Below are 24279 nucleotides of genomic sequence, written 5' to 3' on the forward strand. Positions count from 1 at the left end.
TAATTTATTGTCCAAGCTGATCTTTCGTGTAATAGCCGCTTTCTACTAATACAGTGTCATAGTTTGTCTTATCAACAGACACTGGATTTAATAAATACGCCGGGACAATTTTTTTGCCATTGTTATATGTCTTTGTATCATTTACCTCAGCTTTTTCTCCATTGATGAGAGCGTCAGCCATTTCTACAGCCTTCTTAGCTAGCTCCCTTGTATCCTTAAACACGGTTTGTGTTTGTCGATCGTTAATGATTGATTTTATCGAAGCAAGCTCAGCATCTTGACCGGTGATGACTGGCATCGGTTTATCTCCACTGCCATATCCAACCCCTCTTAAGGAAGAAATAATTCCAATACTTATACCGTCATATGGTGAAAGAACCGCATCAACCCGTTCTGATGAATAATAAGCACTTAGTAAATTATCCATTCTTGATTGAGCAAGTGCTCCATCCCATCTTAATGTGGCTCCTTGATTAAACTTCATTTGATTACTTCTTACAACCAACTTACCAGAATCAATATAAGGCATTAGGATCGACATCGCCCCGTCAAAGAAGAAGTATGCATTATTATCATCTGGTGAACCAGCAAAGATTTCGATATTAAAAGGGCCATTTGCTTCCTTTAACCCTAATTTTTCTTCAATATATGTTCCTTGTAAAACCCCTACCTTGAAATTATCAAAGGTTGCATAGTAATCAACATATTCACTATGCTGAATCAAACGATCATATGAGATGACCTTTATCCCACGTTTGTTTGCTCTTTCTAGTACACTTGTTAACCCAGATCGGTCATCAATTGGAGCAATAACTAGCACATCAACACCCTTAGTAATCATATTTTCAATTTGGGCAGTTTGATTTTCAATAATATCTTCTGCATATTGCAAATCAGTTTCATAGCCAAGCTCTTCAAATTGCTTTTTCATATTTTCTCCATCATTAACCCATCTTTCAGACGACTTTGTTGGCATTGAAATCCCAATAAACCCTTTTGATTCCCCACTTGTTTCTTTGACTCCACATCCTGTCATAGTCAAAGTCAATACAATTAAGAATACTAACATTATAGTAAGCGATTTCTTTTTCATGTGGGCTTCCCCCTTTCTTTATTCTCATGTGGCAAATTTTCTTAAATAGTTGGTTAGAAAAACGTAGGGTCGCCAATTTCGGATGGCGGAGCCCTATTTTTCTTACGCTATCTTTTTGAAAACTCTGATAATACTTAAAATATATCACCTATCAATAGGACGGTCTTTTTAATAAAACAACTATTTTTATAAAAATTTAACTTTATTTAAACCGCTTTCATTTTTCGTAACATAAAAGAAGCCTGCTTTTATGAAAGCAGACTTCTAAACTAATCTCAACCTGATACCTTCTTCTTATTAGCTAGATTTAGAACTAGTAATTTTCTTTTATATAATGCTGCAATAAAATTCAAAAGAAATTCAGGTAATCTTTTTGGAAAGAAGCGATGCTTATAATAGCGATCATAAGCATTCTTTAGATCTTCCCATTGAGTACAATGCTTTTGTTGTTTAAATCTGGCAACATCAATCATTTTTATTTTGTTGTCTGGGGTAATAATGATATTTCGCAAGTGAATGTCAGAAGGGTTTAACCCTGTTTTTCTAACAAGTTCTAATATATGTTCAACTTCTTTAATATGGTTCTCATTAATAGGAATACCTTTATTTAAGCAAGAAAAAAGAGTATCTCCTTTAATATAGTCCATTGTAAGAAAATTTGGACCTGTTTCATATACGGTTGGAAAATAGTCGATGTGTGTTAACAATCTATAAATATCAGATTCTACTTGGGCAATATGAATAAATTGTGGTGGAAATATTTTTATAACTTTTTTCGTACCCTTTATTCTAAATACACAGGCACTTCTACCTGTTCCGATTAGTTCAAGGTCTGTGTGATGCTGTTTTACTCGTATGCTTCCCTTTTTAAATACAAATACAATGCTATGTGCATAATCATGACTATTCATCGAATCATCTCCTTTCTCAAATCTATCATTGTTATATGTTAACAAGATGTTTAATTTAAAAAGAAAGTATAAAAAAAGACCTCACCAAATAGTGGTAAAGGTCTCGCAAACAACTCCCGTTGCCAACATAGCCGAGGTTAAACCTGTATTGACGACTTTGCTGTACAGCTACTCCCCTTTAAAAGGAAAAAGGAATGAAATTTATGACTATTATAATTTCTATTCACCTGCAGGTCAATTAATAACTATTGTCCCACTTAATTTCACCTGAATTTTTCCGATACTTAATCGGCGAAACCCCCATCACCTTTTTAAATGCTGTGCTAAAATAATGTTGAGTATCATATCCAACCTGTTCAGCAATTTCTACAATTGGTAGATCAGTAGAGTTTAACAGCTGGATCGCTTTTTTCATTTTCATATTGGTTACTAAACTAACGAAAGACATTCCGAGCTCCTGCTTAATCATCCTACTTAAATAGACAGGTGATACTTGTAAAGTTTTTGCAACTAATTCAAGCGTAATTGTCGGTTCTGCAAAATGTGTTTCAATATATTGTCTGGCACGTCGGACAATTGGAGAGATGGTTAACTCATTTTTCATTAAATCCTTGCATTGTCTATATACGACTGAAACTTCTTCCAACTCTCCCTCAACTAGTTCAACATACATGTTTATTGTCATTTTTAAATACTCTTGTATAACTTTTTCAATTCTTTTAAACATTTCATCAGGTACATATTTCCATAAAATAATTATAATTAGCCCGGTTTCATCGCGAAAAATCACTTTATTGTATGGATCAAGTAATTCTGAAACGATATTTTCAATTGAAAACATAAACATCTGTTTTTCTTTTTCTTTCATTAACGGTTTATTTGCAAAGTATTCTGGGCATTGTAGGACAGCAAAAAGTTCGGGACTTCTTAATGGCAGCTCCAAAAATTGTAATTGCTTTTGTATATCAGCAATTTCTAAACGTCCCTCTATCCAATCTCGACAAAATTGCTCTCGTAACATAGAAAGGTTTTTAGAAATTTGATTAGACGCCATTTCTATATACTGATCCTGCTTGACAGACGTTTCGAGCTCTAGTCGAACACTTTCTAATACTTGTTTTAATTGATTAGGATCAGCTGGTTTTAAGATGTAATCTGTCACATTTAATCTTACTGCTTCCTGAGCATATGTGAATTCATCGTGGCCAGTAATAATGACTATTTTACATTGGGGTAGTTTTTCTCTAATCTGTTTTATTAAAGCAATTCCATCCATTATCGGCATATTTAAGTCTGCTAATAAAATATCAATTGAGTGTTCCAATGCTAGCTCCAAAGCTTCCTCTCCGTCTTCAGCTTCAGCTTTTACTTCCATCTGCAGAGAAGACCAATTTACCGAATCTCTGATTCCTTCCCGTATCACTGGCTCATCATCAGCAATTAACACTTTCCAAAATGGATTATTCACATTATCCCCCCTTAAGACTTATCAGCATTGATACTATTCCTTTGGATAGGAAGATGAATCGTGACGGTTGTCCCTTCGCCTAATTGACTATCAATGCTTAAGCTATATTGGTCCCCATATGTTAATTTAATTCTTGCCTGAACATTCATCATCCCATAACCAAAGTCCACTGGTTTTCCTTTTTCTACATCTAGATTGTATAGGGTATCCATCTTTTCTCTAAGAAGTTCAAGTTTATCACTAGGTATTCCTTTGCCATCATCTGTTACGGTAATAATTATAAATTCTTGGTTACCTTTTACTTGTATAGAAATAAAGCCTGGTCCTTTTCTTTCTTTTATTCCATGGTATATTGCGTTTTCTACAATTGGCTGTAATACAAGCTTTAAAATCATTACATCATGAATCTCTGGTTCAATATTAATTGAATAATTTAGTTTATCGCGATACCTAGCTTTTTGGATGCTTAAATAACTTTGTATATGTGTTATTTCGTCAGTCAAAAGGATGATATCATTACCTTTACTTAAACCAATACGAAACAATCTTGATAAGGAAGCAACCACTTCTGCAACATCGTCTGCTCCTCTTTTCCTTGCCATCCAGCTAATAGTGTCTAACGTATTGTATAAAAAATGTGGTTTTATATGTGCTTGAAGACTTCGGAGTTCAGCTTCTCTCTTTTGACGTTCGTGTCTCTCTGCCAGAGATATAAGACGATTTATTTTTACAATCATCTTATTAAAACTACGCCCAAGCATCCCTATTTCATCTTTTCGAACACCTTTATAGCGGATAGTTAGATTGCCAGATTCTACTTTTTTCATAAATGACATCAGCTGAACAATTGGCTTTGACATTGAATTTGAAAGATAATAGGATGCTGTTACACCAAATAAACAGACAAAAAAGACAAAGCATATGACAAATAAATGGATTGTTCTTACTTCAATGACAGATTCTCTTGTTGAAAAGATCCCTACAGTTGTCCAATTTGTAAACGGCTGCTTTTGATAGATAAATTGCAGCGTGTTTCCATCAACCTTCTCAGAAAATGAACCTGAATCACCACTTTTCAGTATTCTCTTTGGGATTTCGTTAATTAGTGGTTTTGCAGGAGCATAGATCTCTTCTCCATTTTCATCGATTACCATCAAGTACCCAGACTTGCCTAGTGTTACATTTTTTGTTGCTTCTGCGATTACGCGTAGTTTTAAGTCAATTAAAACTACACCCGTAACCTTCTGTGTTTCAGGCTCTAAGATTGCTCGAACAACTGTAACCACTTCACTATTTTTATAATTTACATGACTTGTAATTTTTCGATTAGAAGGATGACCAAGAATTTTAAATATCCCTTCATTTTTTACCGCTTCTTTGTACCAGGATTCTTCTGTCAGATTTGTTTCAGACCTTGAGTACAGTTCATTACTTAGGTAATCTCCTTGGCTATTTACGACTAAAATCCCTGCAACTTCTGGATACAACGTTGAAAGCCCTTGCATAAATTGGCGGATTGAATATAACTCTTCCTCTGTTTGATTGCTCCCTATCTCTTGTTGGCTGAGGAAATTTTCTATTTCTGGATCCATTGAAAGTAAATAGCTTATATTCTGCATATTACTTGCATAGGATTCCAATGTTTTATTAACTTGTCCGATTAGTTGAAGTGTATGTTGGGTTGCTTGTTTATCGATAATACGATCAACCGTAAATCCAGTCAGTAAGCCTAAACCAATGGAAGGTAAAATACTTATTAATAGCAATAAAGTAATGATTTTATGCCTAATCGGAAAGTTATTTAATTTTAAGATTCGTTGCTTCATCATATTTCATCTCTCGTTCTCGGGTAGATTCAGTCTGCATAATAATCTTCGACATTTTCATCAGTTACAATTGAAATTCCTGTATCAACATACTTTGGTAAAATAGCCGATTGGACACTCTGTTGCTGAGTAGATGTTTCTTGATTATGCTGAAACAGGAATTGTAAGGACCAATACCCCATGTTCCAACTACCTTGAGCTAATGTAGCAGAAATAACGCCTTCCTTTATCTTATCAAGTGTTTGTTTGTCAGTATCAAAGCTAATAATTTTGATCGCTTTTTCCTTTTTCAATGACCGGGTTGCATCTGCAATTCCAACTCCACCGTTTGCTTCTGTTGCAAATACCCCTTTTAAATCTGGATAGAGCTTTATTATTTCTGTAGCAGCTTGTTCCGAAAGGAGCTGGTCACCTTTCCCATCTTTTATGGCTACAACTTCCATGTCAGGATATTCATTACGAATTGTTTCAACAAAGCCATCGGTTCTTTCTTTATGGTTAAGTTGATTAGGCAATGTGACAACGGCAATTTTTCCTTTATGATCAAGTAAAGCTGCCATTTTATGTGCACCTGTTACACCTGCTTCATAATTGTTTGTTCCCAAAAATGAGTAAGCCTTACTTGCAGGGGCATCAGAATCAAATAATACAACGGGAATACCTGCTTCAATTGCCTTATTTATCGTAGTATTTAATTCATATGGATTGATCGCAGATAATGCAATGCCAGCTGGGTTCTTAGCGATCACTTGCTCTAAAACTGTAATTTGTTCATGGGAATCATACTGAGTTGCACCACGGTATTCAACTGAAACGTTTAGTTCACTAGCCGCATCCTCAAAACCTTTAATGGCACTCTTCCAATAATCGATTCCAGCCTGAAATGTAACCAAGACATATTTTTCTCCAATTTCACCTTGTAATCGCTCTTCATTCTGACCAAATGGACTTGAATGAGGCTCCTTTAAGTGATAGTTATACAAGTAAATGAAAAAGATTGAAAATAAGAAGACATAAACAATTAAAAGTTTTTTCACTTGCAAATCACCTCTAGTTGTGAAATTCAGTATAAAGTAAGCTATTATTTTAGTAAGTTCAACTTATTATACTCTTGTACGTACAATCTTGCATCTGGAATTTACAGTGTCCAAGATTGTACCACTCATATGTAATCTTTTTGCTTGCCAATGATATGAATATCATACATTTTAGAAACGAGCTAAATAAAATGAGCTTGGAAAAAAGACTCTAAGCTCATTGTTTATATTGAATTGTCTTGTGATTTCGATCGTCAATACCTTGTAAATTTCATTTTGACCCTAAAAAAGTAACTATTAAATCTTATCGTCTTCCTATTTTACTAAAAAATAAATCACTCATTATTTATGATAAATAAACCGCTCACCAGGAACCATCATATGAAATTTCTGTGCTGGATATTGATGAAACAAATAGTCGACAAAATAAGCTGGGTTCTCCCGGTTAGTAGGAAACATATCAAAATGGATGGGGACCACCAGATCTACTCCGACTGCTACAGAAAAGTCAGCAGCTTCTCGGAAGCTCATGTTTCCGATTATACCTCTGGAGGTCCGGAAAAAGTCACCACCATTAATTGGAAGGAAAGCTACATCCGGTTTAAACGCTTTCACTTTTTCTATTAGTAATGGGGTGATCACCGTATCTCCGCTGTGATAGATCCTTATGCCATTAACTTCAATAAAATAACCTAAATACAGATGGTCGTTTTTTTCATCTACTTCGTAAGTTGTATGTGCTGCTGGTACTGGGCTAATGTTAAACCCTTTGACAGAAAAAGCTTGATTTGCTTTAGCTAAATGAATTTCTGCATTACTTAACCCATGTCCTATTAAAGGCTCACTTGGTGCCGGCAAAATAAATGTCGTATCCGTTGACACCTGTGCTAGTTCTTTTATTGTTGCTAAGTCAAGATGATCATCATGTTCATGAGTTACTAGAATACCATCAATATCCTTTAACATAGCTGGTTTTAACAGTGGTGAGAATGCTCTCTTAAACTCTGATTGTGGATTAGTTTCTTCAATACTTGAAGTCAGATATGGGTCTATGCAAATCCACCCATCATCCAGCTTACCCTTGAGTAGTATTCCAGACTGACCTAAATTCCAAAAAGCAACCGCATTTGTAGGTACTTGTGTTTGATAAACCTCATTTAGTAAAGGCTCTCCACTTCTATAGAGCTTTTGCATGGACTATCCACCAACCTTTCTTTTTATACAAACCCTTATTAAAAAAGATAGATTGATACACTAAGCGTGTCAACCTATCTTTTTTTAGGATTATGCTTGTAACTGCTTCACCCTAATTAATTCACCCTTTTAACTAATTAACTCTATAAAGCTTTCCTAAGTAAGTAGCCTTTCGAATATTTTTTGCATTTATAGAGAATTAAGGAAATATAAGGACATAATACACTTAATATGGTATTAATGTTTGAACGTAGTCTATCCGGGTATCACCAATAAAAGCAATTTGCTAAATTGTTATAAATTTGTTTAAAAGTAAACTGCATTTTATGTTATCATTTGAATTCAGGTCTTTTTTGCATTCTTATACACTTAAATTGCATATTCAATGCTTAAAACATGACTTTATTAATAAATGACGAGGTATATACTATGGAAAAACCACAGCAACACATTGCGAAAAGAGAACAAGGAAAGCCTTATAGTATAACAGACTATTTACAATTTATGATTCCTTCATTAATCGGAATTTTTCTATTTGTTATCCCACTTTCTATTAATGGGAAGTTTACAATTCCAGTTGCGATTTTGGCAAATTTTGTAGAAGGTCTTTTGTCAGGTTATTTACCTTATATCGCGACAATCATTATGACTGTCACCGCCTTATTATCTTTACAGGCCAAATTAGTGAAACCGGAATATATTGTTAACTCTCCTTTTCTTGATAAATTATTTCGCGTAACATGGGTTTGGCAAATTGCACGGATTTTCGGAATGATCTTCTCAATTTTGGCTTTATTTAAAATTGGGCCAGAAACAATTTGGTCTGAAAACACAGCTGGATTATTACTTTATGACTTAATTCCAGTGCTATTTTCAGTGTTCCTTTTTGCAGGACTATTTTTACCTTTACTACTTGATTTTGGTCTACTTGAATTATGCGGAGCTTTATTTACAAAGGTAATGAGACCATTGTTTAAACTTCCTGGTCGATCTTCTATTGATTGTCTTGCTTCATGGCTTGGCGACGGAACAATTGGCGTGTTATTAACAAACAAACAATACGAAGATGGCTATTATACAAAGCGCGAAGCAGCGATTATCGGTACAACATTTTCAGTTGTTTCCATCACATTTACAATCGTTATTATTAGTTATTTAAAACTTGATAACTACTTTGCTCCCTTTTATTTAACAATTGTATTATCAGGTCTTGCGTGTGCATTTATTAGCCCACGAATTCCTCCGCTGTCAAGAAAACCTGATACCTATTATGGTGATAAAGAAGCAATTGATGAGGTAGTACCTACTAATGTTTCTGCCTTCAAATGGGGACTTACGAATGCAGTAAAGCAGGCGAAAAAGAATAATAACTATGCGAATATGCTAAAAAGTGGTATGCAGAATGTATTCGATATGTGGCTGGGCGTACTTCCAATCGTAATGGCTATTGGAACGATCGCATTAATTATCGCGGAATACACACCAGTTTTCAAAATACTAGGTGCACCATTTATTCCAATCTTAGAATTTATGCAAATACCGGAAGCAAATGAAGCTGCGCAAACAATGGTAGTAGGCTTTGCTGACATGTTCCTACCAGCCATTATCGGAAGTGGAATCGAAAGTGACATGACCCGTTTTGTCATTGGCTGTATTTCAATCTCACAGCTAATCTACATGTCAGAGGTTGGTGGTTTACTACTAGGATCAAAATTACCAGTTTCCTTTATTGATTTAGTCGTAATCTTTTTACAACGTACGATCATATCACTACCGATTATAGTTTTAATGGCACATCTTATTTTTTAGGTGACTAGTTAATTTTTGATTAAAAAGAACTTTACTGATTTTTTAAAAAAGGTTTAGGAGAATCCTAAGCCTTTTTTTTGAATTTGAATTTGAATTTGAATTTGTTACAAGGATGAGCTAAATAAATGAGGGTTTTTCAGGTTTGATTCATTTATATACCTGTTGAACAGTTACATTAAGTAAATGACCCACATTTCTATCTATTGAATAATTTACCTCTTGAATTGAACCACTTATCTTATAAATTGAACATCTTCCTTAATTTATTTAACCTATTCCTCTAATAATTGAACCAATACAAACAATTCCCGAAAAACACGCACAAAAAAAGTGCCTAGGAATACCTCCTAAGCAGTATTTCTATCAATTCACCACTTCAAATAACAGCGCAACTCCAATTCCTCCGCCACTTCCAATCGCAGCGACTACATATTTGAGTTTCTTTCTTCTCTGAACCTCATGGAATAAGCGAGTTACCAAGATTGCACCTGATGCTCCGTATGGGTGTCCAATGGTTAGTGCACCTCCTTGGACATTTAATTTACGATAAGGAATCTTGAGCTGTTGCGCACAAGCAACAATCTTGGCAGCAAACGCTTCATTTATTTCAATTAGACCAAGATCCTCAATTGTTAGTTTATTTCTTTCTATTAAATGTTGAATGGCTGGAACAGGAGCAATACCTGGATACCAAGGGTTTACTCCACATAACTCACTATCAATAAACCGCAATACAGGTTTAAGACCTTGTTCGACTGCCGTATTTTCTTCCATAACTAGTATTGCAGAGGCTCCATCATTAATGCCACAGCTATTGGCTGCTGTAACTGTTCCATTTTCTTTAAAGGCTGGTCTAGCTCGTTTTACAAGCTTATCTATAGAACGATCTTTAAAAAATTCTTCATCTTGATTAACTTCCTCTAAAGCAAAGATCTCTTGATCATACAGCCCTTTTCTAAAGGCATTTACACTACGTTCGTAGCTTAATAATGTATATTCATCCTGCATTTCTCTTGTAATTCGGTATTTACTGGCTACAGATTCGGCTGCTACACCCATATCGGGATCTCCAATTCTTTTTGGTGAGAATTGTGCTCTAGCTTTAAAGGGAGAGGTGCTCGTACTTTCTACCCCACCGGCTATATAGCACTTACCCGCTTCCCCTTGAATAAGATAGCACGCCATTCGTACCGCTTCTAAACCAGCGCTGCATTGCCGATCAAGCGTGAGGCCAGGAATTGTATCGGGAAGATTTGCCTCTAATGCTGCTAAGCGAGCTACATTCCCTCCAGGTCCAACCACATTTCCCATTATCACATCATCAACCTCATATTCTGTCATACTTGCTGCTTGTTGAAGTAGAGGTGCTAACAATTCGTGTGGACCAAACCTTTGTAGGATCCCATTTTTCCTGCCTATAGGAGAACGCTTCGCTTGGACGATCACCGCTCTTTTAATGACCATTCACCTTGCTTTCTACCATTTCTTGTATTTTCGGACGAGCTATTTTTCCACTTGTCGTAAGTGGGATTTCTTTCATAAAATGCCATTTACGTGGGATCTTATATGATGCCAATATCATTTTACACAGCTTTCTTAATTCCATTTTAGAAGCATTCCCCTCAATAACAGCAGTAACAATTTGTCCCCAATACTTGTCATATGTCCCTATAACCGCTGCTGCATGAACATCTGGATGTGAAGTTAAAACCGCTTCAACCTCTTCGGCGTAAATATTAATTCCCCCGTATAAGATCATGTTCTTTTCACGACCAACAATATATAGAAATCCCTCATTATCTACAAATCCCATATCATCAACCGTGATCCAACCTTCTTTATCCCGATTTGATCGAATCACTTGTGTATCATTACATACATAGCCCATAAAAATCATTTTACTTCTTACAAATATTTTGCCAACTTCATTTACCTTTGCTAATTCATGATTTGAATTTCGTATCTGAATTTCCACACTGTAACAAGGCTTGCCAACTGATCCAGGCCTTTGCTTGTTTTCACGATCAGATAAAACCGTAACAAAACTAAGCTCACTAGCTCCATAATATTCATACATGGTTGAGTGATAAAACATATCTCTAATCTTTGTTTTAGAATGTGCTTCCCACTTCGCGCCTGACGAAATTAATTTTAATTTTTTTCCTATCTTACATTTCTCTTTCAGCACAGCTTCGATCATAGTTGGGACAACATAGACCACCGAAATAGGTTGTGTTTGTATAGATGTTAATGCTTGTAGTGAAGAGAACTTTTCTAAAAGATATAAAGTCCCTCCCAGGAACAATGTACTGATAGCACCGTATAGAAAATGAGAATGAATAAGCGAACCTGGTATTAGTACATGATCTTTATCATTCATGAGAAAATCAAAACGATTGCAGTCAAAGCTGTTAATCCAAGAATGTTGACCACGAATAAATGCCTTCGGTTCGCCAGTTGAACCTGAGGTAAATCCCATATAAAACGGAAGATCTGTATCTATGATTCTACCCTGTTCAACTGGTTGATTGCTTATTCCCTCTAAACAATCCTCCCATATTAATACATTTTGATAGAGTTCTTTAATCATAGGGTATTTATCTTTCGTTGTAATCAAAATAGACGGTTTGGAAAGGGCAAGTCTTTTTTGAAGCTCTGATTCCTTCCACCTTAAATCTAGCGGTACACAAATCCAGCCTGCAGTAGAAGCTCCCGTAAATAGTTGCAGAAAATGGATACCATTTGGAAGTAAAATCCCCAAAGTGTTAGTAGAACAGTCGAAAGAATCCAACCAATTTGCAGTCTTCGTAACCCGTTCATACCAATTACGATATGTAATATTTTCTTTTTTAGTATAGATAGCAATTTTTTCAGGGAAATCTCTCACGTGTTGACTATATGTTTTTGTAATAGTTGCCATGAATTTACTCCTTTCTCTAAGTGAGTCTACCTCAGCGGCATTTTACTTCCGTTAAGACTGAGATTAAAAGAGTTCTAGGCTATTTTCGATAACCCGCGAGCAATTACAGGTGACCTTCGTAAACGATAAACTAGATAAGAAGCTAATATCGCCTTCAACACATCACCCGGAAAATACACTGCACTCAATTTTATCGCTTCAATTAGTGGAATATTCATCATAAAAGCTTGTACAGGTATGCCAATTAAGTAAATGAAAAAAATCCCTACAGTAAGGTTGATTAGTAAGATCTTTCGTAATGTTAAAGTTTGTATACGTGACAAGAAATAGCCAATACAATAGGCTGTTATCGGATAAGCAATTAAGTAGCCTGCACTTGGTCCTACAAACACACCGATTCCACCTCGGCCTCCAGATAAAAGTGGCATTCCTGCAGCAACGATTAATAAAAAAACAACTTGGCTAATGCAGCCTCGTCTTGCTCCTAGAACTCCGCCTGCAAGTAATACACCCAATGTCTGTAAAGTAATTGGAACAGGTGTAAAAGATAACATGATAGGTGGGACCAACCCTAGCACTCCCATAACCGCAGTAAAAATTGCTATGTACGTTATTTCCTGGATTTTCATCATTTGCCTCCAAAAGGTTACATATTTTTATTTTCTATTTTAGCTATGAAAACAAAAATATGTCAACCTATTATTAAACTAAGTTGACATATATAATAAAATCATCTTAGCAATTTTAGACAAAAACAAGAGGCATTACGATAAAAGTAATGCCTCCAGGATTAATAAGCTCCAATAAACAATTTAAACTTCTAAATAATCTTTTTCCACAGTAATGGAATGAAGGGCATTGGTAACCACGCCATACTCACTTGCATGTGGTCGGTCTTCACCATCTCCATATCCATAATCAAACATTCGATTACGGTTTAACGTTAGTTTTGTAAATGTCGGTCGTAATAAATCAAATAGTTCAAATCGGTCTTTTAATTGGGGAAATCTCGATTGATACGAAATGATTTCTTCACGAACAATCTCCCAAAAATAAAACTCAGAAAATCGTTCCTCCTCTTCAAGAATATTACTTAAATATCTGAAGTGACAAATAAACAAGCCTGTTAAGATAAATTGAGTTAATCCCTCAGGAGCCTCACTTCTTAACACTTTCTTTAAATCATCAGAGAGAACTGACAGCTCAGGAAATGGCTGATCACTAATATTTACATCATCTACAAAATCCTTCATGATCGTACGTTCTGGTGCATAATCCTTCAGCACAAGCACTGTGTTTTGCCCATGTGGTGAAAAGACTGTTCCATATTGATATAAGTAATGGAGCAATGGTGGTAGAATGGCCTTTACAAGTTGCTTTACCCAATCTTCTACAGATAGCCCAGACTTTTCAATCAGTTTAGTAACAAAGGGCGTCCCTTCATGATCTACATGCAAGAGAGCTGCTAGTGTGATTGCACGTTCTTCGTTCTGTAATTCTTTATAAATGCTTTCTCGCCAAACGACACCAAGTAGTTCAAGATATTGATAGGGTGATCCGGTGATATTTTTAAACGTAGGATGGTCAACATTCATCGTTGCAACCTCCCCTAATAATCCAAGACGACATTCATCTTTTAAAAACGAATCATTTTCAAGAATGTTCTTCATAAATGTTGTAACTTCAGGAGCAATGACGGTTCTCTCACCAGGTAAACCACGATAGACCAGTGTATTTAATATGCTCATTGGTAATTTCACATGAAACTTTTCTTTATTGGTCACATTCACGAAAGTACGGATTGATTGCTGTGGAAGGTATAGATCCTCTTCTTCTCCCAACGGAAAGATCTCTTTTCTAGCAATCTCTGCGGCATACATCGTCACAATCGAATGATTCCATTGCCATAGGTGGATTGGCATGAATAAATACTGCTCAGATGGTAAGTTCATTGCCTTCAACCGATTAGTAAAACGTTGACGCGTATCCTCACCAAGTTCTTGCTTAATTACCTGATCAAAATCCAGCCCTTCTATCGCATGAAAGGTCGCTATTTTTTTATGAACAGCTATCCAAGATATCTTTACTGCTTTCTTTTGTTCTGGAGCAAATTGAACATAATCATCATACCCGAAACCAATCCGTCCTTTATTATAGGTAATCCATGGATGTCCTGTCATTTCTCCCTCTAGCTCTGCATAATCCAAAACAACAAGCTCTTCAGAACGTTTTGAGCGTTCTTTTAAATGAGTGTCTGCCACCAATGTATGTAAATACTCTCTCACTAAATGTCCTGCTGTAGACCCTGACATCCCCCCTTCTTCTTGGATACTTTGTAATAGAGTAAGTGACAATGGCATATTATTTTCGTCCTTCGTATCAATTTCAATCCGATCAAAAACAACTGAAACACTATCGAAAAGCCGTTTCTTTGCTTGAAATTTGTATACCGTTCCTTTCTTATCTGTCCATTTATACTCATAAATTCCATTTGCTTCAGTAATCAGTTCAGGTACTAAAATTTCTTCATAAATAAATTCTTGAAGCATTTTAGCGACTAATTGTTTATCTGCAAGCTTCCAATTCTCTTCTGTTAACATCGTTAGTGGTGTTTCACATATTTTCAAGTTTCCCAACTCCCTTTAATTGTAATTTGCTTACATTCCAAATTGTTGGAACACATTATTTTGGTCATATATTTTGTACACTTCTTTTCCTGCTAGCTGGTTGATAATTGTTGCACTTCTAAATGCGCCAAGACCTAAATCAGGGGCACCAACCCCATGTGTATGTAGTTCACCATTTTGGACAAATAGATGGTGTTCACTATCCGTTTTTGTTTTCACTTTATAATCTTCTTGGATCATTAACTGCCCATTCTCATCCCACTCAATTAAGCCTTCAATTCCTTTTAAACAATCAGGAATAAACGGATGATAGCCTGTAGCAAGAATCACAACATCACTGTCTACCTGCTTACTTGATTCTTGCTCGTGCTGATAGAGTGACAAGCGTAATTGATCATTCCATTCTTCTATGGAAACAAGCTCGGTTAATGCTTGGAGATGTACATTTGGTTTACAGTTTCCTACCGACCGCTCATATAATAAGTCATAAATATCGGCAATCGTTGTAAAGCTAATTCCTTTATAAAGTAAGGCCTGATTTTTTAGGGCGGTCCTTTTCTTTTCATTTGGTAACTGATAAAAATACCTCGTATAGTCTGGTGAGAAATGCTCTAATCCTAGCTTTGAATATTCCATCGGATAAAAGCCTTTTGACCTAGTAAACCAAGACAATTGATAGGAATGATCTGGCTGCCTTGATAAAAGATCATAGAATATTTCTGCAGCACTTTGACCAGAACCTATGATCGTAACTGATTTAGCTTGTAAAGCATCGTCTCGTTTATTTTTGTATTGTGATGAATGAAAGATTCGTTCACTTTCACAATTAAATTTCTCCGGGAGAAATGGCCTTGTTCCAATCCCAAGCACAATATGCTTTGTTTCATAAATTTTACGCTCTCCAGTCTCTACAGAAAAAACCGTTACACAGTAATACCCTTGTTCCGTTCGTTCAATATTCTCTACTTCAAAACCAAATTGAAGCTGTGGAAGCTGTTCGGCTATCCACCTACAATAGTGATTGTATTCATTTCGTGGAATTTGAAACTTTTCAAGAAAGTAAAAATGATACAATCGCTTTTGCATATGCAAATAATTTAAGTAGCTAAACCGACTTGTAGGATCAACCATTGTTACGGCATCAGCCAAAAACGGGACTTGTAGTGTCGTTCCTTCGAGTAGCATTCCAGGGTGCCAATCAAATTGTGGCTTTTTATCAAAGAATAAAGAGCTACACTCCGTTTTTTCTAGCAGTGCTGCTAATCCTAAATTAAACGGACCAATGCCTACACCAATGACATCTAAAATTTGTTTTACTGCCAATCAGTCCACCTCCTTTCAAATGTGCTCCGTTCACAAAACATGAGAAGCCCTGTTTTATCAGGGAGTTCCACCTCTTTAATAGGTGTAAAACCACACTTTTTAAACACATGGATCATTTTTTCATTCCGAACATCTGGTTCTGCAATCACTTTTTCAGTTAGTGAAACTTGAAATTTTTGAGACAAGATCGTCATTAGTAACGGATAAATCAACCCTTTACCAAGGTAGTCTTTATCCCCAATAAGCAAGTGAACACCTTGATCATATTCATTGAATTCATAATAGTTTTCAATAATATCGCCTTTTACCCAATATGACTCCCAATAACTAATCGGTACTCCATCTATTTCACCAATCAAAAGTGTTTGATGCTCACATTTCAGAAAATTCCGTAAATGAATGCTATAATCAGTTAATGAAAGATCTAATTTCCAATATGGGACAACATGATTTTCATTCATCCATGAATGAAGTAATTTGACATCGCGGTCAAAATCAACCTCACGGAACGAAATCGTTTTATTTATATTTGAATCGTATATTTGAAAAGGAAACGTCTGCTTTATGAAAAGTTTAGACACCATGTAATTCACCTACTAGTTTGTACAAAGGATTGCTAACATGAGTGTAAACTGATTGTGTTTCAAGAGAGCCGACAAGTTCATCCATATCATGTACCCTTGTGAGCAGGTTGGCCTTACAAGGGAGTGTTTCTTCAGTTAATAAAGAGTTTAATAAATTTGTTGAATCACCATATTGTTCCTGTAATCGCCTCAATTCATCTTTAAGGACGAACAGTAATCGCTGCTCATCGATAAGATGGTTAACACCAAATGAATTTATTAATCCAAATAAATGGTTGAAAAAGAAATAATAACGAAAGCGTTCTTCTGCCACTGTATCAGCACAAATGGTGTCACTTTTTTCATTTAAATTTGGGATAATCTGTTTTAGAATCTCTGCTTTTGATTCCATAAAATAATAGCCTTGATTATCACGGTAATAAAATGTTTGAGGGTATCCCTTCTCATCTAATTTAATAATTGAGTTTTGTTGGTGTGCTTCGAGCGCGATCCCGTATGTTGCATACATCCAGTAAAGTGGTTGTAGACTTACCTTTAGGTAACGGCGAAACCACTCCTCACTTACTTGTCTAATCGAGAGCTTCTCGATTTTTGCCAGATTATGAATGATGTTTGCTAGATGGGACGTACCGCCTGCTATGTGATCCTGACACAAACCTGCTAGTAATGTTGTCCGTTCTGCTTCTCCTTGTTGGAACGGATTTTCTCGGATCACTACTTCAAACCCAGATTCTTCTCCATCTAGTTTTAATGTGATATAGGCAGGGTCTTGAATGATTTTAAAGCCCTGATGGACGTTTAGCTTGTCATTTTGTACACATTCTAATAATCGGCTCACCTCCACACCCCGATCAAGCTCTTTCCGTTTATTTATCCGTAATGAATTGGTGATTTTCACTGGAATCGAGAATTTATACATAAACCTTGTATCCTGACTATAGACCGTTCTAACAGAAGAGGTTGGGGAAAATTTTCGTCCCTGTGGACCAAGATATGAAAGCTTTCCAGATTGAATAAGCTGGCATACGTTTTCCTTGCCAAGCAGCTTTCTTGCCTGTAATGGATGAACAGGGATCAAGGAATAGCTATCATCTTGACAATACGTATCTTTAAAATCTTTAGAAACTGAAGAGTCCTTATTAACTTCTTCTTTTATAAGGGCTGCAGCACTTTGGGATAGAATCGAATCTTCCTCAACAATGTCATTATTTGCATAAAAATAATGAAGCTGAAATGATCCTTTTCTCTCAGGGGCAAAAATATGCTCTTCATCCTCATCTATTCCTTGTCGACTTTTTGGAGTTGGATGAACTTGATGACCAATTAACAAAGACTGCTCAGATTGCAAAAATGTTTTATTCGTTTGATAGCATTCATCAAGATCATTACTACGGTGTAAAAGAATTCCTTTAATTGTTTGATAGCTTAAGATTGTTCTAAGGATAAGTTCTTCGGCATGAACAGATTTATTTAATGTTTCGACTAACTCCTTTTGCAAATACGTAATTAATGTCAAATAATCTAGCGCCTTAACTTCCTCGTTTTTCACTTGATAGTACATTGAAGATGAAAATATATGCCGCTCTGTTATCGATATGTAACGAACTGGAGCGAACAATGTCACAGACTGACTCTTTAAAGTAATGACATATACTTCCTTGCAATTCTCATTATCTAATTTAAAGTCTATTTCGTTAGCGTCCTTCAGCACACCTTGCCTCGTTTCCTTTATGTAACAATTAAGTAGATTTTGCATGGTAAGATGATTAGAAATGAACGGAATATTCATAGCTATTCTCTCCTTTCTCACTCGCTATTTTTTCACCAATCTGTTTGATTTTTATAATATGATCTTCCATGTTACTGATCGAATTTAGTGGATTTAGCATCGTAAATTTCAAATACACTTTCCCATTTTGCTTTGTTTTAGCCATAATAAGGTCACCGCTTTGATAAAAATAACGCTGGAGTTCAAGGTTTAATTCATCTGCAAAGCTGTCATCCTCCACCTGGTTTAAAGGAAGGTAACGGAACAAGACAGCGTTAAGGGTTGGTTCGTTTAGTACTTCAAAATGTGTATCACGGTTTAATAGCTGTGCTGTTTTTTTTGCAAGCTGAATAGTATAGTCAACCATTTCTCCAAAAACATTTGTACCCACTAATTTAAAGGTCATTAACAGCTTTAGTGCATCAAATCGTTTTGTCGTTTGGACACTTTTTTCAACAAGGTTGATAATTCCGTCCTTCTGATCTTCTTCAGGGTTTAAGTAATCAGCATGGTAAGCAATATGTTGAAAAGATTGCTTACGTTTCACAAAAAATGCTCCACAGCTAATCGATTGGTAATAAAGCTTATGAAAATCAATTGTGATCGAATCAGCTAAGCAAATATTTTTAAGCAGATGGCTATAGTTATGGGAAAATAATAAGGCTCCTCCATATGCAGCATCTACATGCAGCCATAAATGATATTCGTTTGCTAGGTTTGCAAGTTCAGTTAAATCGTCTATACTCCCAAAGTCAGTTGTTCCAGCTGTAGCGACAATCATAAAGGGAAGTAGTCCTTGCTTGAGAAGTTCATTCACCTTGTACTTTGCATCCTTGAGACACATTTGTTGAGATTCATTTGTTTTCACTTTTATAACAGAATTGATGCCAAGCCCAAGTTGTGCCACTGATTGCTGAACAGTAAAATGCGCATGTTCTGAGCATAGTATTCGCAATTTATTTGCCTCAGCAGGAAGACCATCTTCTTGTACTTGAACAGAGAATAATGTTTGGCAAGCTTTATTTCGTGCAAGCAAAAGCCCCATGTAATTGGATTGTGTCCCACCGCTTGTAAAAACTCCATCTGCTTCGGATGAATAGCCAATATTTTTTGTGAAATACTTAATGACCTCTTCCTCAACATAAGTAGCGGCTGGACTTTGATCCCATGAATCCATCGATTGATTACTTGCACTGATTAGTATCTCTGCTGCAACCGATGGCAGCAATGGCGGACAATGAAGATGTGCCATTGCTGAAGGGTGAGAAATCTGTAACGAGTTTCTTACGATCACCTCTTGAATTTCTTTCATAACAACATCCAGCTCTTGGCCAATACACGTGAAGTTGGTTATCTTTTTCACGATGGATTTGATGTTTTTGCGAGTTTCACCAGAAAACGGTTTGTTTGTTCTTTTCGTTTCCTCTGCAATTAACGTTAAGGTTGTATTCATTAGTTCAAAGAACGTTTTTTCACTTTGATCATTTGGTTGCAAAAACCATTGGTTAAAATTAGCATTCATACTTTTCACCTTAATCGCAATCCTAGTTGAGTTTCTGCGCTTTTAATCGCTTCATTGAAACGTTGCAGGACATCATCGATTTGCTCTTTCGTTATAATGAGTGGAGGTAGTAAGCGAATAACTGTACTAAATCGACCACCAACCTCTAAAATTACGCCCCGCTTAAAGCATTCTTGCTGAATCAAGCTCGCAAGCTCCGGATATGCCGGAAAGCTTCCAAGTTGATTTGAATGTTTAGTCGGATTGATTATTTCAATCCCTAGCATTAGTCCTCGACCTCTTATATCACCTATTGAGGACATCTCCCTTTGCAAGGAATGTAATTGTTTCTTTAAGTATGAACCGATTTTTTCTACATGATTAGGTAGTTTATTTTCTTTCACATAACGTAATGTTGCACGACCAGTAGCCATAGCCATTTGATTTCCTCTAAAGGTTCCAATATGTGCACCTGGTTCCCAATGATCAAGACTTCGGTCATAAAGCATAACTGAAAGTGGAAGACTGCCTCCAACAGCTTTTGATAAGACAAGAACATCTGGTTCAATTCCCGCATGCTCAAAGGCAAACATTTTGCCTGTACGACCAATTCCTGTTTGCACTTCATCAATGATTAACGGAATCTTTCTTTCTTTTGTGATCCGGCGAAGCTCTTTTAACCACTCAACTGGAGCAGGTATTGATCCACCTTCACCTTGAACAACTTCAACTATGATCGCTGCCGGAGATACAATTCCGCTTTCAGGATCATCTAGTAAATTCTCAATATATGTACTACTTATTTGATGTCCTTCCTTTCCAATTCCGAATGGACAACGATATTCATAGGGGTATGGAAGAAAGTGTGTATCTGGAACAAGTGCATGGATTTTCTTTTTCGGACCTATTGTTCCGCTAATACTCAAAGTCCCATGAGTTGACCCATGATAGCCACCTTGAAAGGATAAAATAGCCCGATTACCCGTTGCTGTTTTTACTAGTTTTAAAGCTGCCTCGATCGCATCACCACCGGTCGGGCCGCAAAATTGGATTTTTGCTTTTTTGGCAAAAGCTTGTGGCAATGAGTCGAATAGTTCATCCACAAAGGCCTCCTTCACTGGTGTTGTTAAATCAAGAGTGTGCAACGGTAAGTATGAATGGAGAACATCTTCAATTGCTTCACGAACAACGGGATGGTTATGCCCTAAAGCCAGTGTTCCTGCACCAGCAAGGCAATCAATATAGCTTTTACCATCCATATCTGTAACATAAACACCTTCTGCGCGTTCAATGGCTAAAGGCAATCTTCTTGGATACGACCTCGCATTAGATTCTCTCCTCTCTTGCAAAGCCAATAACGTTTGATTCTTTGATTGAGTCGGTATAATTGCTTCCATATTGTTCACTCCTTTATGATCATTTGAAAAATCACATCTGAATTTTTAATTGATAATGATTTTCAATTAATTTCATAATGTCATCATAGTTGATAATGATTATCAAAGTCAATTACATTCTGTGAAATTAATTACAAGTGCCTAAGAAAAAGAACCGTTGTTTTAAAATGATTGGTTCAAATGATCTAAGGAATGGGTCTTATGAATTGTTAAAACGATTTCCCTATAAATGAAAAAAGGCCACACACATTGTGCATGGCCTCTCAACTGAATTTTTTCATTGTTTTAAAGAGTCGTTTTTTCCCCTTCATCACGTTTAGAAATTACGATAAAACGCGTTTAATCCTTTCTATTGCCCAGTCCAATTCTGTTTCCGTAATAACGAGAGGTGGGGCAAATCGAATGACAGTGTCATGTGTTTCCTTACACAATAATCCGTTTTCTTTCAGTCTTTCGCAATAAGGTCTTGCAGCTTCGGTAAGCTCAACACCAATAAATAAGCCTCGTCCTCTAATATCTTTAATGATTGGATTTTTGATGTGTTTTAAGCGTTCAACAAAATATTCTCCCAGTTTTAGTGAACGTTCTACAAGGTTTTCCTCTTCAATTACTTCAAGTGAAGCAATTGATACGGCGCATGCTAGTGGATTTCCGCCAAAAGTTGAACCATGTGATCCTGGATTAAAAACGCCTAGAATATCACTATTTGCTACTACACATGAAAGCGGGAACACACCGCCACCAAGTGCTTTTCCTAAAATATACATATCAGGAATGACATTCTCCCAGTCACAGGCAAACATTTTTCCCGCCCGACCAAGTCCTGCTTGGATTTCATCAGCAACGAAAAGAACTTGATTTGCTTTACATAAATCAAACGCTTCTTTCAAGAACCCTTCAGGCGGTATCAATATACCTGCTTCACCTTGAATCGGTTCAATAAGAAATCCAGCAGTGTGTGGTGTAATCGCTGATTTTAATGCTTCAATATTACCATATGGAATTAATTTTATTCCTGGCAGCATAGGACCGAATCCTTTGCGATACTCTTCATCAGATGAAAGTGAGACCGCTGTCATTGTCCGACCATGAAAGTTGCCAACACAGGCAATAATTTCCGCTTGATTATCAGGAATTCCTTTTACTTGGTAGCCCCAACGTCTAACCGCTTTGATTGCCGTTTCAACTGCCTCTGCACCTGTATTCATCGGTAATGCCATGTCTTTCTTCGTAATTCGAGCAATTTTTTCGTACCATGGTCCTAACTGATCATTATGAAAAGCACGTGATGTTAGGGTTACTCGATCTGCTTGATTTTTGAGCGCTTGAATAATTTTCGGATGACGATGTCCTTGATTGACCGCTGAATAAGCACTTAGCATATCCATATATTTATTTCCTTCTGGATCCTCCACCCAAATCCCTTCTGCTTTTGAGATCACAATTGGGAGTGGATGATAATTTTTTGCACCGTATTTTTCAGTTAGGTTAATCACTTTTGCTGATTCATTAATCATCTATTAACCTCCTAATTATTGTTATATATACATAATCAAATAGGCTATCTAATCTTATTCACAAACCTCTAACAATTTACTATAATAACTTTTCCCCAAAAAGTGATCCCATTAACGCTACTGCAACAGTTGCTGTTTTATTTCTTTCATCCAAAATTGGATTAACCTCTACAAATTCAGCGGAAGTAATAAGTTTTGACTCCTCAAGGATTTCCATTGCTAAATGGCTTTCTCGATAACTAATCCCACCTAATACAGGAGTTCCAACACCAGGAGCATCACCTGGATCAAGCCCATCTAAATCAAGGGATAAATGAACGCCATCTGTTTTATCCTTTAAATAAGCAACAGATTCCTCCATCACCTTCGTCATACCAAGTCGATCAATTTCATGCATCGTATACACCTTGATTCCTTTTTCTCGAATCAACTCTTTTTCTCCCTCGTCTAATGAACGAGCTCCAATTATGACGATGTTTTCTGGTTTTACCTTTGGAGTGTAATCCGCAATATTAGTTAATGCAGAATGTCCTACACCTATACTTACAGCTAGTGGCATCCCATGAATATTGCCTGAAGGTGATGTTTCACTAGTATTTAAATCCCCATGGGCATCATACCAAATCACACCGAGGTTTTTGTAATGCTTCGATACTCCAGCAAGTGTTCCTATCGCAATACTATGATCGCCTCCAAAAATAAGTGGAAATGAATTAGACTCTATAACTTTATTAACCGCAGAGGCAAGTTCTTCACTAGCCTTGGATACCGCTTTCAAATATTTTAAATTCCCTTCAGAAACTTCTTCCTCTTTACCAGGTCTACCAATCTCTATATCACCTTTATCATGAATCTCGTAATCTAGCTTTTCTAAGCGCTCAACAACACCAGCATATCGAATCGCACTAGGTCCCATATCAACCCCACGTCTTGATTGTCCTAAATCCATTGGAACTCCAATTATTGAAATATGTTTTTTCACCTGAGATACTCCCCCTTTGCTAGTTGCCCCAATTGTATCTTAGGATAGGGAGATGATTCAACTCTACACAACCATGTATAAATATACACAAGTATACAATTATAAATATATTACCATTATATTTATATATAAAAAACAAATATAAATACTTAATTAATACTTAATTAGATAGATTTTTAATTTTTAAATATAATTTCATTCGAACAAAAAAGTTCATCTTTCATCTTTTACATAGAAAATTTTTTTCAAGCCTCCTTATTTAGTGACATTCATCACGGTTAATTTATCACATTCTAAATAAAATAATAGATATAAAACACAT

18 protein-coding genes are annotated in these 24279 nt (G+C 36.2%); 1 reads left to right on the plus strand and 17 read right to left on the minus strand.

Going from position 1 to position 24279, the window contains the following annotated elements; all coding sequences use genetic code 11:
- Positions 1-4 precede the first annotated feature (4 nt).
- The 6 genes from chvE to WCV66_RS22065 all read right to left on the minus strand — a co-directional run bounded on the left by chvE (position 5) and on the right by WCV66_RS22065 (position 7529).
- A complete protein-coding gene (gene chvE / locus WCV66_RS22040; protein ID WP_338786847.1) occupies positions 5-1093 on the minus strand; it encodes a multiple monosaccharide ABC transporter substrate-binding protein in 1089 nt (362 codons plus the stop codon).
- A 275-nt stretch (positions 1094-1368) separates the two neighbouring features.
- The gene (locus tag WCV66_RS22045) at positions 1369-2004 is read right to left on the minus strand and encodes an AarF/UbiB family protein (RefSeq protein WP_066331356.1); all 636 of its coding nucleotides are present in this window, start codon (positions 2002-2004) and stop codon (positions 1369-1371) included.
- 238 nt (positions 2005-2242) lie between these two features.
- On the minus strand, positions 2243-3472 hold the full coding sequence (locus tag WCV66_RS22050; RefSeq protein WP_338786848.1) for a response regulator: 1230 nt from the start codon (positions 3470-3472) through the stop codon (positions 2243-2245).
- Between the two features lie 11 nt (positions 3473-3483).
- Complete coding sequence (locus WCV66_RS22055) at positions 3484-5301, minus strand: sensor histidine kinase (protein ID WP_338786849.1); 1818 nt, start codon at positions 5299-5301, stop codon at positions 3484-3486.
- Between the two features lie 26 nt (positions 5302-5327).
- Entirely contained in the window at positions 5328-6335 is a 1008-nt protein-coding gene (locus WCV66_RS22060) for a substrate-binding domain-containing protein (protein WP_338786851.1), read from the minus strand.
- Between the two features lie 342 nt (positions 6336-6677).
- Entirely contained in the window at positions 6678-7529 is an 852-nt protein-coding gene (locus tag WCV66_RS22065) for an MBL fold metallo-hydrolase (protein ID WP_338786852.1), read from the minus strand.
- A 429-nt stretch (positions 7530-7958) separates the two neighbouring features.
- Between WCV66_RS22065 and WCV66_RS22070 the strand changes: the two genes are divergently transcribed.
- Positions 7959-9338, plus strand: coding sequence for a YjiH family protein (locus tag WCV66_RS22070; RefSeq protein WP_066331371.1), 1380 nt, complete (start codon positions 7959-7961; stop codon positions 9336-9338).
- Positions 9339-9701: 363 nt separating this feature from the next.
- Here WCV66_RS22070 and WCV66_RS22075 read toward each other — a convergent pair whose 3' ends face one another.
- From WCV66_RS22075 to rocF, 11 genes are all read right to left on the minus strand, one after another.
- Positions 9702-10796, minus strand: a complete 1095-nt coding sequence (locus WCV66_RS22075) for an acetyl-CoA C-acyltransferase (RefSeq protein WP_338789526.1) — start codon at positions 10794-10796, stop codon at positions 9702-9704.
- Entirely contained in the window at positions 10792-12258 is a 1467-nt protein-coding gene (locus WCV66_RS22080) for an AMP-binding protein (protein ID WP_338786853.1), read from the minus strand. Before WCV66_RS22080 ends, WCV66_RS22075 begins: the two co-directional genes overlap by 5 nt.
- Positions 12259-12332: 74 nt before the next feature.
- Positions 12333-12887, minus strand: coding sequence for a biotin transporter BioY (locus WCV66_RS22085; protein ID WP_066331392.1), 555 nt, complete (start codon positions 12885-12887; stop codon positions 12333-12335).
- Between the two features lie 183 nt (positions 12888-13070).
- Positions 13071-14885: an IucA/IucC family siderophore biosynthesis protein gene (locus WCV66_RS22090; protein WP_338786854.1), complete on the minus strand. Its 1815-nt coding sequence runs from the start codon at positions 14883-14885 to the stop codon at positions 13071-13073.
- Positions 14886-14915: 30 nt separating this feature from the next.
- Positions 14916-16208, minus strand: coding sequence for a lysine N(6)-hydroxylase/L-ornithine N(5)-oxygenase family protein (locus WCV66_RS22095; protein ID WP_338786855.1), 1293 nt, complete (start codon positions 16206-16208; stop codon positions 14916-14918).
- Complete coding sequence (locus tag WCV66_RS22100; RefSeq protein WP_338786856.1) at positions 16199-16792, minus strand: GNAT family N-acetyltransferase; 594 nt, start codon at positions 16790-16792, stop codon at positions 16199-16201. The genes WCV66_RS22095 and WCV66_RS22100 overlap by 10 nt, the downstream gene beginning before the upstream one ends.
- Positions 16782-18581: an IucA/IucC family siderophore biosynthesis protein gene (locus tag WCV66_RS22105; protein WP_338786857.1), complete on the minus strand. Its 1800-nt coding sequence runs from the start codon at positions 18579-18581 to the stop codon at positions 16782-16784. Before WCV66_RS22105 ends, WCV66_RS22100 begins: the two co-directional genes overlap by 11 nt.
- On the minus strand, positions 18559-20082 hold the full coding sequence (locus WCV66_RS22110) for an aspartate aminotransferase family protein (RefSeq protein ID WP_338786859.1): 1524 nt from the start codon (positions 20080-20082) through the stop codon (positions 18559-18561). Before WCV66_RS22110 ends, WCV66_RS22105 begins: the two co-directional genes overlap by 23 nt.
- Before the next feature lie 5 nt (positions 20083-20087).
- Positions 20088-21458: an aspartate aminotransferase family protein gene (locus WCV66_RS22115; RefSeq protein WP_338786860.1), complete on the minus strand. Its 1371-nt coding sequence runs from the start codon at positions 21456-21458 to the stop codon at positions 20088-20090.
- A gap of 323 nt (positions 21459-21781) precedes the next feature.
- A complete protein-coding gene (locus tag WCV66_RS22120; protein ID WP_338786861.1) occupies positions 21782-22975 on the minus strand; it encodes an ornithine--oxo-acid transaminase in 1194 nt (397 codons plus the stop codon).
- A gap of 79 nt (positions 22976-23054) precedes the next feature.
- Positions 23055-23924, minus strand: coding sequence for an arginase (rocF, locus tag WCV66_RS22125; RefSeq protein ID WP_066331689.1), 870 nt, complete (start codon positions 23922-23924; stop codon positions 23055-23057).
- Positions 23925-24279: the final 355 nt, after the last annotated feature.

This window comes from Metabacillus rhizosphaerae (assembly GCF_037201795.1).
Classification (GTDB): Bacteria; Bacillota; Bacilli; order Bacillales; family Bacillaceae; genus Metabacillus; species Metabacillus rhizosphaerae.